Raw genomic sequence first — 13590 nt, 5'->3', positions numbered from 1 at the left:
CTGAAGAAAGGAGGAAGTGAGACCCCTGTCAAAGCAATAAATAAATATTTAATGAATAAGAAAGTAGTCCAAAAATGAGAGGGAAATTGAATAAAGTTTAATCATGGTGCATAATTTTTACATAAAATATACAATATTTTTTAAAAATAAATTATTTAAAATACAGATACTTATGCTTATTTTTTGTTTACCTAAAGGTATACAATAGTGCAATAAGATGAAACAGGGTTGAGTTATTTTTGTGCGAAATAAACTTTAGTGAGAATTTTAAGGATAAAAATTTAATTAATGATTCATGGAAAATATTATGTTATTCATAATGTTTTAAATAATTAATAAAAATAAACTTTTTTCAGTTAAAAACAGGAAGAAATCCCTATTTTTTGCAAGGATGGCATGAAATTCGCTTTGTTCAGTTTATTCCATCTGTCCAGCTTTGACCCATCCATTGAAGCAAATATGGGATGATGTATTTAAAACTTCCTATAGCAATAAAACTTCAAGATAAAGAATAGGTACAAATTTGAAATCAGCACTTTTTAGCATGACGATTTTGGCCTTGGCTATGAGCTCGGGGCAAACTGCCTGGGCAAAATCATCTGCACATCCGGATAAAGTTTTAAACCTGGCTTTCGAAGCACCTGATGACGGTTTTGATATGGTCAAAACCTATAATTTTTATAGTGGTAGCGTTGCTGAGGCTATTTTTGAGCCTTTGTTGCGTTATGACTATCTGGCCCGGCCTGCAATTTTGGCTCCGAATACCGCCGAGTCTTTACCCGTCGTGGAACAGGATGGCAAAGTTTATACCTTTAAAATCAAGCCAGGAATTTATTTCAGTCCGGATCCGGCCTTTCAGGGCAAGAAGCGTGAACTGCTCGCCCGGGATTATATTTATTCCATGCAAAGGGTGATGGATCCAAAAAACCATTCGCCTTCTTTTTCCTTTATCGAAGGTAAAATTCTTGGCGTAGATCAAGTCATTCAGCAGGCCAAAAAATCGGGCAAATTTAACTATGATGCTCCGATTGCCGGTTTAAAAGCTCTAGATAAATATACCTTACAAATTACCCTGACCCGTTCAGATCTGAACTTTCCTTACATTCTAGCCTATGTTGCTTTTGCTGGTACTGCACGTGAAGTCATCGAATATTATGGCGATCGAGTAGGTCAGCATCCAGTCGGAACAGGGGCATACCAGTTACACAAATATGTACCGCGTAGCCGCATTGAGCTGACTGCCAACCCAAATTATCGCGGTTTTGTCTGGAACTTTAAGGGGGATGGTTCAGAGTGGGATCAGCGGATTGTTAAAGCCATGCAAGGCAAGCAGATGCCGCAAATTGGCAAGGTTAAGATCAGCATCATTGAAGAAGAACAGTCGCGCTGGCTGGCCTTAAAATCTGGACAATTAGACTATGACAAACTGACTGCAAGTGGTGCTGAACAGGCGCTGGAAAATAAGCAGCTAAAAAGTGAATATAAGAAAAAAGGCATCCTGCATTATCCAAATAAAGAGCCGGAAATCACCTATACCATCATGAATATGCGTGATCCGGTGATTGGTGGGGATTCACTGGAAAAAATTGCACTACGCCGTGCTATTGCCTTGTCCTATAACCAGAAAGAAGCCATCCAGCAGCTATATAAAGGGCATGCTGTTAAAGCTGAAATGATTCTTCCTGAAGGTGTGGGTGGATATAACCCGGATTATAGAAGCAGTATTGCCTACAACCCATTGCTTGCCAATAAACTGCTCGATCGTTTTGGCTACAAGAAAGGTGCCGACGGTTACCGTACCTTGCCTGATGGTAAACCATTGGTTCTGAAAATGAACTCGACCAGCTCAAGCTCTTCCGTTATTTCTGCGGAGCTATGGAAAAAGAACCTGGATGCAATTGGAGTAAAAGTTGAATTTAAAGTCAGTAACTTTGCCGACAATTTAAAAGAAGCCACCCAGTGCAAACACATGATGTGGGGTGGCGCCTGGATTGCAGATTATCCGGAAGGGGAAAATTTTGCCCAGTTGCTGTATGGCCCAAATGCCCAGCAAGGTAACCTGAGCTGCTATACCTCTAAAGCCTATGACGCGCTGTATCAAACTGCGATGAAACTGCCGCCTCAGCAACGCACTCCATATTATGAGCAGATGAACCGCCAGATGGAGGCCGATAATCCATGGATTTTGCACAATACCCGGGTACGCAACTGGCTGATTCATCCACAGGTACAGGGCTTTAAGGCACATCCGGTGACTAGAGCAGTTTGGCAATATCTGGATATTGAGCCTGTTAAAAAATAACTTGAGAAGATTAAGAACCAGTATGAATGTGAATACAAACGCTTTAAAAAAGCTGGCCAGTGGGGTCTTAGTGGCCAGTTTAATGATAGCAGGTGCTGCACCCACATGGGCTGCTAATCCCGCTAATCCGAATAAAGTCTTAAAAACGGTCTTTCCCGCAGCTGAAACCGGTTTCGACCCCGGTTATATCCATGATCGTTATTCTGCCAAGATTAACTCAGCGATTTTCGAAACCTTATATACCTATGATTATCTGGCCTCACCGGCGAAACTGGTGCCATTGACTGCAGTAGATATGCCTCAAGTCAGTGCAGACGGTTTGACTTATACCATTAAAGTTAAAAAGGGCATTTACTTTGCAGATGATCCAGTCTTTGGTGGTAAAAAACGTGAACTGACCGCCTATGACTATGCCTATTCTCTAAAGCGTCTCTTAGATCCAAAGCTTAATTCACCAAATAGCTGGTTGCTGGATGGCCGGATCAAAGGGCTGGAAGCTTGGACAGCCATGGCGAAAAAGAATGGCAAGGTCTATGAAAATCCATTTGAAGGCATTCAGACTCCAGACCGCTATACGCTGGTACTCAAGCTGAATAATCCGGATCAGAACTTTCCGATGTTGCTGGCCCACGGTCCGGCTGCCGCAGTCGCACGCGAAGTCATCGAAAAGTACAAAGACAAAGCTGGCTGGGTGATGAGTAAGCCGGTCGGTACAGGGCCTTATGTGCTTAACCGCTGGACACCGGGGTCACGCATTATCTTAAAGCCGAATCCGGCTTACCGTGGTTTTGTCTGGAACTATAAAGCTAACACTGCAGAAGACCAGGCGATTGTCAGTGCGATGCAGGGCAAAAAAATGCCTCAAATCGGCACCATTGATGTGCGTGTGATTGAAGAAGCACAATCACGGATGTTGTCATTTAAGAAAAATGAACTGGATCTGGTGGAAATAGACGGCGATCTGGTCGTACAGGCATTGGATGGTGACAAGTTAAAACCTGAGCTGGCCAAGCAAGGCATCAAGCTGTCGCGCATGTTGGAGCCATCGATTAACTACCATTACTGGAATATGCAAGACCCGGTAGTGGGTGGTTTTACACCAGAAAAAATAGCCTTACGTCGTGCGATGGCAATGGCTTTTTCTGTTGAAAATATGATTAGCGTACTCCTTAAAGGAGATGGTGCAAAACTGCACATGCCTATCCCGCCAGGAGTTGCAGGTTATTCACCTGCCTATAAAACCAGTACACCCTATTCGGTCAAGGCAGCCAACATGTTGCTGGATCGCTATAACTATAAGATCAGTGCGGATGGCTGGCGGAGAACTCCTGAAGGCAAACCTCTGGTGATTGAACTAATTACTGCCAATACCAGTCGTGGGCAGCAACAGGGCGAATTCTGGAAAAAGACCCTAGATAATATTCATATCAAATTGACCAGTAAGGCCATGCCATTTGCTGAAGGCATCAAGCTGGAAAAGCAATGTAAAACCATGTTTAAAAGCTCTGCATGGATTGCCGATTATCCGGATGCAGACAACTTCATGCAGCTGTTCTATGGCAAAAACGTCAATGTCACCAATAATGCCTGCTTTAAGCATGCGGAATATGACCGTTTATATGAACAGAGTCAAAGCATGCCACCGGGTCCTGAACGGGATCTGGTTTATCGCAAAATGACCCGTATTCTAGAGGTCAATATGCCAACCATGATGCTGTATAGCACCTATCGTAATGCATTAACGCAACCTCATATTATTGGACACAAGTCCCATCCGATTCTGTCTACAGAATGGATATATATCGATATTGATACTAAAAAGTAAGAAAAAGCTGGAGATGATGATGACATTAAAACACTTGAAATTTACCACACTCTGTCTGGCGATGATCGGGGGATCTCAGACCGTCATGGCAGAGACCCAAACCCAGCTTTTGCCTTCATTCAAGGCTGCAGAAATTCCGGCATTGTGTGATGCCAATCTGGATAAAATGCAAAAAGATATCCAGAAATTTGAAAGCCAGAAAATCAAAAATAAGGCTGAAGCCCGTCCTTATCTGGCAGCTTGGGATACATTGCAGGCATCGATTGGTGATTTTGTTTCACCTATCGGTTTATATAGCAATGTTGATCCTGATCCGGCCTTGCGTCAGGCGGCAGATGACTGTGAGCTGAAAATCAGTAAATATCTAACTTCCATGTATCAGAGTCCAAAACTGTATGCCCAGTTCAAGAAACTGAAAGCCACAGATCCGGTCGATGAGAAATTCCTGAAAGATATTCTGAATCAGTTTGAAAAAACCGGGGTGCAACTCAGCGCAGAGAAGCAGAAGCGTCTGAAGGAAATTATTGAAGAAAGTACCAAACTGGGGCAGGACTATTCCAAGAATGTACGTGATAACCCTGAAAAAGTTGAATTCACTGCTGCAGAACTAAAAGGTTTACCTACGAGCTATATCGCCGGTTTAAAGAAAAATGAAAAGGGAAATTATCTGCTCGGCTTCGACTATCCGGAATATCAGCCGTTTATGGAGCTGGCAGAGAGTGATGAAGCACGTAAACGTTATCAGACTGCGTATACCCGTCGCGGTACCGAGAAAAATCTCGAATATATGAAAAAGGCTATTGATCTGCGTTATGAACTGGCCCAGCTCTTTGATAAAGATAGCTATGCGTATGTTGCTTTAAAAGATCGTATGGCCAAAACCCCAGAAGCAGTCAATAGTTTTCTGGATGAGGTCTATGCCAAAGTTGCGCCATTAGAAAAGCAGGATGTTGAAGAATTACGTCAGTTCAAGGCAGAAACCTTAAAAATTCCTTTGGAAAAAGCAGAGATTGAGCGCTGGAGTCAGGGTTACTGGAGTGAAAAACTGCGTCAGGCCAAATATAAGGTGGACCAGGAAAAACTGCGTGATTATTTCCCGACTGAAGCGGCGCAAAAATGGTTATTTGCGGTTTCTTCCGAATTATATGGGATTGAATTCAAGCCAGTAAAAGTCAAAGCCTGGCACGATGAAGTCGAATATTATGCCGTGCATGATAAAGCCACCGGTGAGTTTATGGGCGGACTTTATGTCGATAAATACCCACGTGAAGGCAAATATGGCCATGCTGCAGTCTGGGGTGTTTATGGTGGCAGCCGTTTAAATCATCGCCGTCCGGTCTCTGTTTTGGTGACCAACTTCAACCGTAAAGGTCTGAACAGTAATGAGCTGGAAACCTTTGTGCATGAAATGGGTCATGCGCTGCATGGAATTTTATCGAAGACCCGTTATACCGAGCAGTCAGGTACATCGGTAGAGCGTGACTTTGTTGAAGCACCTTCACAAATGTATGAAGAGTGGGCGCGCCGTTTCGAGACTTTATCTAAAGTAGCGGATTACTGTGAACCAGCTTGTCCTCGTGTTGATGAAGCCATGACCGAACGCTTAAAGAACGTGAAAAATTATGGCCGCGGCCTGCATTATGCCCGTCAGACTTTATATGCTCAGTACGACATGGCCCTGCACGGTAAAGATGCGAAAAGCATTGATCCGTTAAAACTCTGGCAAGATATGGAAAGTAAAACTGCATTGGGTTCTGTTCCAGGTCAGCAATTCCCGGGTCAGTTCGGACACTTGATGGGTGGCTATCAGGCGGGTTATTACAGCTATATGTGGTCAGAAGTACTGGCACTCGACATGCTATCCGCTTATGGTGATCATCTGATGGATCCGAAAGTCGGCATGCATTATCGCGAGACCGTACTGGCACAAGGCGGACAAAAACCGGGCGATCAGATGGTTAAGGATTTTCTGGGCCGCGAACCGGACAGCAAAGCTTTCTTTAATGAAATTTCAGGACATTAAGTCAAGGAAGGAAAGCGATGCTGGCATATATTATTCGAAGGATTTGGCAAATGATCCCCACCATGCTGGGGGTGATTCTGCTGATATTCCTGTTATTTAACTGGGTCGGAGGAGATCCGGCCTATATCCTGGCCGGTAAAATGGCCAATGCTGAGCAGATTGAAAATATCCGCCAGCAGCTCGGGGTCGATCAGCCTTATTACGTACAACTCTGGATTTTTATCCAGCAGATTTTGACCTTTGATTATGGCGTGAGCTGGAGTACCGGTGAGTCGGTATCCCAGATTATTACCACGCGTTTGGGGCCATCACTGACCATTCTGATTCCACTCACGATTCTGCAAACAATCGTTTCAATCATTCTGGCACTCGGGGTAGCTTCAGTACGCGGTTCGTTGACTGACCGCATGATCATGATGTTGTGTACCATCGGTATGTCGATCAGTATTCTGGTATATATCATCGTGTTCCAGTATGTCTTGGCTTATGAACTGAGCTGGTTTCCGGTACAGGGCTGGAGCGATAACTTTACTGAAAACTTATTCAAATATGCACTATTACCAGTATTAATCATGCTGGTGGTGAGTATTGCACCGACCTTACGTCTGTACCGCAGTTTTGTTCTGGATGAAGTCAATCAGGATTATGTCCGCACCGCACGTGCCAAAGGTCTGGGCGAAAGCCGTATTCTGGGCGTGCATGTACTGCGCAATGCTTCGATTCCAATCATTACTGATGTCATGGCGGGACTTCCGGCTTTACTGATCGGTGCTTTCCTGATTGAACGTTTCTTCGGTATTCCTGGCATTGGCCGTGAAGTAATTATCGCAGTTGAGCGTTCTGACTTTCCGGTGATTAAAGCGATTACGGTCTATGTTGCGGCTGCGACCATGTTATTTAACCTGATTGCCGATCTGATCTATAAATGGGTCGATCCACGTGTACAGTTGAAGTAGGTGAATTATGCTGAGTGCGATATTTAAAAAAGAGCAACATGCTTCAGCAGTGCCTGAGTCTGCTTCAACCGGATTATGGCAGCTGGCGTTGCGTCGTCTGAAACGTGACCGCATTGCGATGTTCTCCCTATTTGTGGTGCTGTTTTATCTGCTGATGCTTCTGCTTTCCATGACCGGTATGATTGCCAAGGACTGGAATAAGGAAGTGGCGGTGAGTTATGCACCCCCAAGTTTTATCTATACACCGTCTGTACCTGGAGCTGCAGGTGAAGATCAAAATACTGAATCTGCCGTAGTGCCAGTTAATCTAGTTGATCCTTTAAAAGATGTGATTGCTGAACTGGAAGCAGAAATTGCTGCTGAACAGGGTGCAGGTGCGATTGATTATTATGGTGTAGTCGATCCACTGGCTGAAGATATGAAAGCCATTGATCAGGAATTAGGTGGTCAGTTACTGGATCAGAGTAGTGAGCTTAAACAGAGCCTGTTCTTTGGCGCAGATAAATGGGGTCAGGATGTACTACTGAAAACCATTAAAGGTGCAGAAACTTCGATCTTGGTTGGCCTGATTGCTGCGCTGGTTGCGGTGGTGATTGGTACGGTACTGGGGGCGATTGCTGGTTATTTCGGTGGCTGGGTCGATGATGTCCTGAACTGGTTCTACAATATCTTTACTTCTATTCCATACTTATTGCTTGTATTAGCGATTGCAGCAGTACTGCAACAAAAAGGGATCTTATCGATTATCCTGATTTTGGGTCTGACTGGCTGGACTGGGGTGTTCCGTTTGGTTCGTGCTGAATATATGAAGCATACTGCGCGTGAATATGTGCTGGCAGCGAAAGCCATTGGGGTAAGCAATATGCGCCGTATCTTCGTGCATATTTTCCCGAATGTCAGCCATATCGCTTTGGTTCAAATGTCTATTCTTGCAGTGGCCTTTATCAAGTCCGAAGTGATTCTGAGCTTCTTAGGCTTTGGCGTACCGATTGGGGTAGTGTCATGGGGTAGTATGCTGAATGAAGCGCAAAGCGAGCTGATTTTAGGAAAATGGTGGCAGTTAACTGCGGCATCGGTGGCGATGGCGGTACTGGTGACAGCTTTCTCAATGTTTACTGATGCATTACGTGATGCATTAGATCCAAAACTGAAATAGGAGCGCAGCGATGTCTGAAATGAATCCAAGCACAGCACCCGCGTTACTTCGCGTAGACAACCTGCGCGTCAGTTTTAAAGGTGAAAATAAACAGTACGTGGAAACGGTCAAAGGAATTTCATTTGAAATTCCGGCCAATACCACAGTGGCATTAGTCGGTGAATCCGGAAGTGGTAAATCTGTGACTTCATTGGCAGTGATGGGACTATTAGCACCTGAGAACTCGAAGGTCGCTGAAGACAGTCAGATCCTGTTTGAAGGTCGGGACCTATTGAAACTTAAGTCGAGTGAAATGCGTCAGATCTGTGGCAAAGAAATTGCCATGATCTTCCAGGAGCCGATGTCCTCATTGAATCCAGTGTTTACTGTAGGCATGCAGATCTCGGAAATTCTACGTCTGCATTTGGGCATGAATAAAAAGCAGGCCCGTCAAAGAACACTGGAACTTTTGCAGGAAGTCGGTATTCCTTCTCCGGAAACCAAAATTGATGCTTATCCGAGTCAGTTGTCTGGCGGACAGCAACAACGGGTCATGATTGCGATGGCAATTGCCTGTGAACCGAAACTCTTGATTGCTGATGAGCCAACGACAGCACTGGATGTGACCATTCAGAAACAGATTCTGGATCTGCTTGAATCCCTGCGCCAGCGCCGTCAAATGTCGATGTTATTCATCAGTCATGACCTGGCGGTCGTTGGTGAAATTGCGGATCAGGTCATTGTAATGCGTTATGGCGAGATTCGTGAGCAAGGTTCGGTGACAGAAGTCCTGAACAATCCTCAGGATATTTATACCCAAGCCTTGTTGCATTGCCGCCCACAGCTCTCGCACCGTCCTTTGCGTTTGCCGGTGATTAGCGACTTTATGAAACAGGATAGTCTGGCACATGACCTGCATGCGAACGCTCCGCTAAAACAGGAGCGTTCTCGTGGTTTAAAAGGTAATGAAGAGATCATTCTGGATGTACGCGATCTGAAAAAATCCTTCTATAGCCGTAAAGGCCTATTTGGCAAAGATGAATTTCAGGCCGTGAAAGGGGTGTCTTTTCAGCTGGCTAAAGGCAAAACCTTAGGACTGGTTGGTGAATCAGGTTCTGGTAAAACCACGATTGGTTTACTCTTGATGCGTCTACAGCAGGCCACAGGCGGCAAGGCGTTGTTTCAGGGCAAAGATATCTTGTCGATGACTGAAAAAGAGTTTACAGCCTATCAGCGTAAAATCCAGATCATTTTCCAGAATCCGTATGCTTCGCTGAATCCGCGTTTTACCGTGGGACAAATCCTGATGGAGCCGATGCAGATTCATCATATCGGTAAGGATGATGCAGAACGTAAACAGATGGCACTGGATCTGCTGGAACGGGTCAGCTTGCCGGCTCAAGCTTTCTATCGCTATCCGCATGAGTTCTCAGGTGGTCAGCGTCAGCGGATTGCAATTGCACGCTGTCTGACCTTAAAGCCTGAAATCCTGATCTGTGATGAATCCGTGTCCGCACTGGATGTATCGGTACAGGCACAGGTGCTGAACTTATTGCAGGATTTACAGGATGAGTTTGGTCTGAGTTATATCTTTATTTCGCATGATTTATCAGTAGTGAAATATATTTCTGATCAGATTATGGTGCTAAATCATGGTGATCTGGTGGAAATTGCCAACTCAGATGACCTGTATCAATCGCCACAGCATGAATATACCAAGCGTTTACTTGGTGCTATTCCGCAAGGGATTCCACAATAATATTTTAAGTTCCAAATATAATGCCCACATTGTTGGGCATTTTTTATGACTGAACGATGTTTTCAGGAAACAAGTGAGATAGCTGCATATGTATCAGATTCTGGTCGGCTGTACTGAACAGACTAAGGTTAAGATCATGATCCTGTGCGGCTGTATGGAAGCGGAGCAGCCCAGTCTGCTGCTGATCTGCAGGAGGAATCATGATATATTCAACCTTCTGAACTTCACTGAGTTTGCATATCTTGCTGTAAGGATGACCAAAGAGAGACCAAACAATATCATGCTCAGAAATGACCAATATCCGATTTGTTTTTATAATATGGACTACCAGTACCAATAACAGAGAGGAACCGATCAGTATACAGGTCCATGAATCCAGTATTTTTAGAGGCTGCATACTGAAATCACGAAGAAAATGAATATCGCTGAAAGGGATGGAGCTGCGCTGATGATCTGCTCTTTGCCAGATGCTGTAATGAACCAGCATAAAATGAACTAGCATTAGTATGTAGAAACCATAAAGCCGGGAAGCCTGAGGTGCCACCGGATGATAATATTGGGTCATTATTATTGTTCTTGCAAAAAAAAGAGCCACCGAAGTGACTCTATCTTATTTAAAGCCTAGAACTTTTTGAAGCCTTTGTTGACGCCATATAAACCGCGTGATGCATTACCTTCACGGTTTTCGCGGCGACCAAACTGGTTGTCTTCACGGTTGTCACGACGTGCAAACTGGGTACCATTCTGGTTTTCACGACGACCAAAGCCCTGATCATCGCGACGTTCACGGTTGTTGTATTGTGGCTGCTCATCGGTATCACGGCGTTGCTGACGCAGGTAACCACCACGGCGCGCAGCCATTGGTTTTTCCTGCATACGTTCGTTACGACGTTTCGCCATACCGAATAAGCCAGTACCTTGACGCGGTTTCAGTTCAACTGATTTGGTCAGGTTGTCGATATCCTGTTTATCCAGTTCAATCCAGCGACCTGTACGAAGTTCACGTGGCAGAATCACGGTACCGTAACGGGTACGTAACAAGCGGCTGACTTTCAGGCCTTGTGATTCAAAGATACGACGAACCTCACGGTTACGACCTTCTTTCACTACTACCTGATACCAACGGTTGATCCCGTCACCACCCAGTTCAGAGAATGATTCAAACTTCGCAGGACCATCATCTAGCACCACGCCTTTCAGCATGTTGTTTTTCAGTTGTGGAGTCACTTCACCCATGACACGAACCGCATATTCACGTTCAATTTCATTGGATGGGTGCATTAAACGATTCGCCAGTTCACCGTCATTTGTGAACAGTAACAGACCGGTCGAGTTAATATCCAGACGGCCGACCATGACCCAGCGATCGCCTTGAATTGATGGGAGGTTGTCAAATACTGTTGGACGCTGTTCAGGATCATTACGTGAACAGATTTCGCCTTCTGGCTTGTAATAAATCAGGACACGACGACGGATTTCGTCTTCAATCTGGAACTGCACTTTACGACCATCGATGCGAAGCTCATCACCTGGTTCGATTCGTTCACCCACTTGGGCAATCTGCCCATTCACACTTACACGACCTGCGGCAATGACTTCTTCCATATAACGGCGAGAACCCAAACCAACACGTGCAAGCACCTTTTGCAACTTTTCACTCATGACAGCATAACCTTAGAAATAATTATTCAACAGTTCACCTATTTATGACTTCGGTGCATTCGCATCGAGCGCCATAAAAGCTTCCTTGGCATCCTGCAGGGGAGGCAATTGGCCTAAAGAATTTAAGCCAAACGCATTTAAAAATTGTGGCGTTGTCACTAACAACGCAGGTCTTCCAGGGAGTTCACGAAAGCCGGATTCTTTAATCCAGTTCCAGTCAAACAGCGTACGCAAAATCTGACTGTTATTCGTGACACCACGAATTTGTTCAATATCAGCTCGGGTCACTGGCTGATGATAAGCAATCACCGCAAGCATCTCCAGTAATGAAGGTGACAGGCGTGTCGGTCGCTCAGGCCAGGTCTGTGCAATAATATTACGATATTTTACACGCACTTGAAAACGGTAACCTTGCACAGTTTCAACCAGTTCAATAGAACGGCCATGCATCAGCATGGAAAGCTGCTGTAAATACTGGCGCAGCTCCTGCTTGCTATAGCGATCCTGAAATGCTTCTTTCAGTCGAGCTAAGGAAACAGGGGAATCACTGGCAAAAATAATCGCTTCCAGCTGCATCAGAATTTCATGCAGATTATCTTCCGCAGACAAGGAGATATTATGTTCTGTGTTCATGCGTGTGCTCCTTGAATTGCGAGCGGTGCCTCAATGCCTGAGGCAATAATTTGAATTTTTTGCTGGCGGGTAAGTTCTAGTACGGCCATAAAGGTCACGACTACACCCATGCGTCCCTGACTTGGCTTGAGTAAATGATCAAAGGACAAGACTTCACCAGATTCCAGACGGCTTTCAATATAGGCAATCCGCTCTTCCAGTAAAACAGGCTCCTGTTGCACTTGATGAATGACCGGTTCAGGACGGTTAAAGACACAAAGCAAGGCATCACGCAGCAGATCGGCACTATGACCTTCATTCGGCTGGATAAACTCACCCAGGTGAACATTGGTCTGAAAGGTATCACGTTCCAGAATTGTCATCTGACCCAGACGTTCTGCAGCCTGCTTGATTCTTAAATAATTTTCCAGACGCTCAATTAGATCCTGTTTCGGATCCTGTTCAACCACAGCCACGCTTTTCGGTTTAGGCAGTAATAAACGGGATTTGAGATCGGCCAGTAAAGCAGCCATCACCATATAATCCGCAGTCAGCTCAATATTCAGGGATTTCATCGCATCCATATAGGACAGATATTGGGAGGCAATCGGCGCGATATCAACCTGCAACAGGTCAAAACCATTTTTCTGGATCAGGTAAATTAAAAAGTCGAGGGGGCCTTCAAAATGTTCTAACAGAATTTCAAACGCTGCCGGAGGAATATACAGATCCTCTGGAATCGTATTTTGCCATTCATCCAGAACCCGGATGTTTGGAGCAGATTCCATAGCGTTATGGGGCATTTGAGTCATTACAATTATAAGCCACGCGAATTTTCAAAGGCATGAAATGGCTTATTCCCCGAGCTCTTGTCAGGAGAAAAAGCACATAATTTGGTAGTTGGCATTGTACTGGAAAATTGTCGTTAAATAAAATAGATATGCATTCAAAAGCAAAAAAACCATATTTATTTTAGGAGAAATTTTATTTTTTTAATTGGGTAAAACGCACAAGTCTGATATTAAACAGCATATTAGCTAAAATTAAATGCAATATAGTCTGGGTGGCTTAAGAAACTGTAACTTCATATAGAAAATTTTTAAAAGATTCTCAGCACCTATTAAATAGTGACTGAGTGGAAGCTCATCAGGAAACATGTGATAAAAATAAGAAAAAACAGTTATCTATCGCCTAAAAAATAAACTAATATAGCCAAAAAAATATTGATATAGGACTTACGCACTATTATTTATAGATTCTCTGTGGTAGCAGATGATTTTTATCGAGAATAAAGTCATCAATGAAGTTTTTGATAA

Annotated in this window: 10 protein-coding genes; 6 read left to right on the top strand and 4 right to left on the bottom strand. The window is 44.3% G+C overall.

What is annotated here, in order from left to right:
* The first annotated feature begins 544 nt into the window (after positions 1-544).
* The 6 genes from B3Q46_RS14600 to B3Q46_RS14575 are packed head-to-tail and all read left to right on the top strand — an operon-like array spanning position 545 to position 10000.
* Positions 545-2302 carry an ABC transporter substrate-binding protein gene (locus tag B3Q46_RS14600; RefSeq protein WP_005234259.1) on the top strand — a complete coding sequence of 586 codons (1758 nt, stop codon included), beginning with the start codon at positions 545-547 and terminating at the stop codon, positions 2300-2302.
* 22 nt (positions 2303-2324) lie between these two features.
* Positions 2325-4127: an ABC transporter substrate-binding protein gene (locus B3Q46_RS14595; protein ID WP_005234260.1), complete on the top strand. Its 1803-nt coding sequence runs from the start codon at positions 2325-2327 to the stop codon at positions 4125-4127.
* A gap of 19 nt (positions 4128-4146) precedes the next feature.
* Complete coding sequence (locus B3Q46_RS14590; protein WP_005234261.1) at positions 4147-6150, top strand: M3 family metallopeptidase; 2004 nt, start codon at positions 4147-4149, stop codon at positions 6148-6150.
* 17 nt (positions 6151-6167) lie between these two features.
* Positions 6168-7106 (top strand): ABC transporter permease, encoded by a 939-nt coding sequence (locus B3Q46_RS14585; RefSeq protein WP_004783323.1) that lies wholly within the window; start codon positions 6168-6170, stop codon positions 7104-7106.
* Positions 7107-7113: 7 nt separating this feature from the next.
* The gene (locus tag B3Q46_RS14580; RefSeq protein WP_005234262.1) at positions 7114-8262 is read left to right on the top strand and encodes an ABC transporter permease; all 1149 of its coding nucleotides are present in this window, start codon (positions 7114-7116) and stop codon (positions 8260-8262) included.
* Between the two features lie 10 nt (positions 8263-8272).
* A complete protein-coding gene (locus B3Q46_RS14575; protein ID WP_005234263.1) occupies positions 8273-10000 on the top strand; it encodes an ABC transporter ATP-binding protein in 1728 nt (575 codons plus the stop codon).
* 43 nt (positions 10001-10043) lie between these two features.
* Here B3Q46_RS14575 and B3Q46_RS14570 read toward each other — a convergent pair whose 3' ends face one another.
* Genes B3Q46_RS14570 through B3Q46_RS14555 form a run of 4 tightly spaced genes read right to left on the bottom strand, consistent with a single transcriptional unit; the run spans position 10044 to position 13086 of the window.
* A complete protein-coding gene (locus B3Q46_RS14570) occupies positions 10044-10565 on the bottom strand; it encodes a hypothetical protein (RefSeq protein ID WP_158651679.1) in 522 nt (173 codons plus the stop codon).
* 56 nt (positions 10566-10621) lie between these two features.
* The gene (gene rluB / locus B3Q46_RS14565; protein WP_005234268.1) at positions 10622-11662 is read right to left on the bottom strand and encodes a 23S rRNA pseudouridine(2605) synthase RluB; all 1041 of its coding nucleotides are present in this window, start codon (positions 11660-11662) and stop codon (positions 10622-10624) included.
* Between the two features lie 42 nt (positions 11663-11704).
* The gene (gene scpB, locus B3Q46_RS14560) at positions 11705-12295 is read right to left on the bottom strand and encodes an SMC-Scp complex subunit ScpB (protein WP_005234269.1); all 591 of its coding nucleotides are present in this window, start codon (positions 12293-12295) and stop codon (positions 11705-11707) included.
* Positions 12292-13086, bottom strand: a complete 795-nt coding sequence (locus tag B3Q46_RS14555; protein ID WP_034580827.1) for a segregation and condensation protein A — start codon at positions 13084-13086, stop codon at positions 12292-12294. The genes scpB and B3Q46_RS14555 overlap by 4 nt, the downstream gene beginning before the upstream one ends.
* Positions 13087-13590: the final 504 nt, after the last annotated feature.

Origin of the sequence: Acinetobacter sp. UBA2581 (genome assembly GCF_002339435.1) — a bacterium.
GTDB lineage: Bacteria > Pseudomonadota > Gammaproteobacteria > Pseudomonadales > Moraxellaceae > Acinetobacter > Acinetobacter variabilis.
The sequence above is the reverse complement of the archived record's forward strand: the minus strand, read 5'-3'. Positions and strand labels throughout refer to the sequence as shown.

What these genes read in the sequence shown, in the direction of transcription:
- B3Q46_RS14600 (WP_005234259.1), top strand. Translation starts at nt 545, where the DNA reads ATGACGATTTTGGCCTTGGCTATGAGCTCGGGGCAAACTGCCTGGGCA.
- B3Q46_RS14595 (WP_005234260.1), top strand. Translation starts at nt 2,325, where the DNA reads ATGAATGTGAATACAAACGCTTTAAAAAAGCTGGCCAGTGGGGTCTTA.
- B3Q46_RS14590 (WP_005234261.1), top strand. Translation starts at nt 4,147, where the DNA reads ATGACATTAAAACACTTGAAATTTACCACACTCTGTCTGGCGATGATC.
- B3Q46_RS14585 (WP_004783323.1), top strand. Translation starts at nt 6,168, where the DNA reads ATGCTGGCATATATTATTCGAAGGATTTGGCAAATGATCCCCACCATG.
- B3Q46_RS14580 (WP_005234262.1), top strand. Translation starts at nt 7,114, where the DNA reads ATGCTGAGTGCGATATTTAAAAAAGAGCAACATGCTTCAGCAGTGCCT.
- B3Q46_RS14575 (WP_005234263.1), top strand. Translation starts at nt 8,273, where the DNA reads ATGTCTGAAATGAATCCAAGCACAGCACCCGCGTTACTTCGCGTAGAC.
- B3Q46_RS14570 (WP_158651679.1), bottom strand. Translation starts at nt 10,565, where the DNA reads ATGACCCAATATTATCATCCGGTGGCACCTCAGGCTTCCCGGCTTTAT.
- rluB (WP_005234268.1), bottom strand. Translation starts at nt 11,662, where the DNA reads ATGAGTGAAAAGTTGCAAAAGGTGCTTGCACGTGTTGGTTTGGGTTCT.
- scpB (WP_005234269.1), bottom strand. Translation starts at nt 12,295, where the DNA reads ATGAACACAGAACATAATATCTCCTTGTCTGCGGAAGATAATCTGCAT.
- B3Q46_RS14555 (WP_034580827.1), bottom strand. Translation starts at nt 13,086, where the DNA reads ATGACTCAAATGCCCCATAACGCTATGGAATCTGCTCCAAACATCCGG.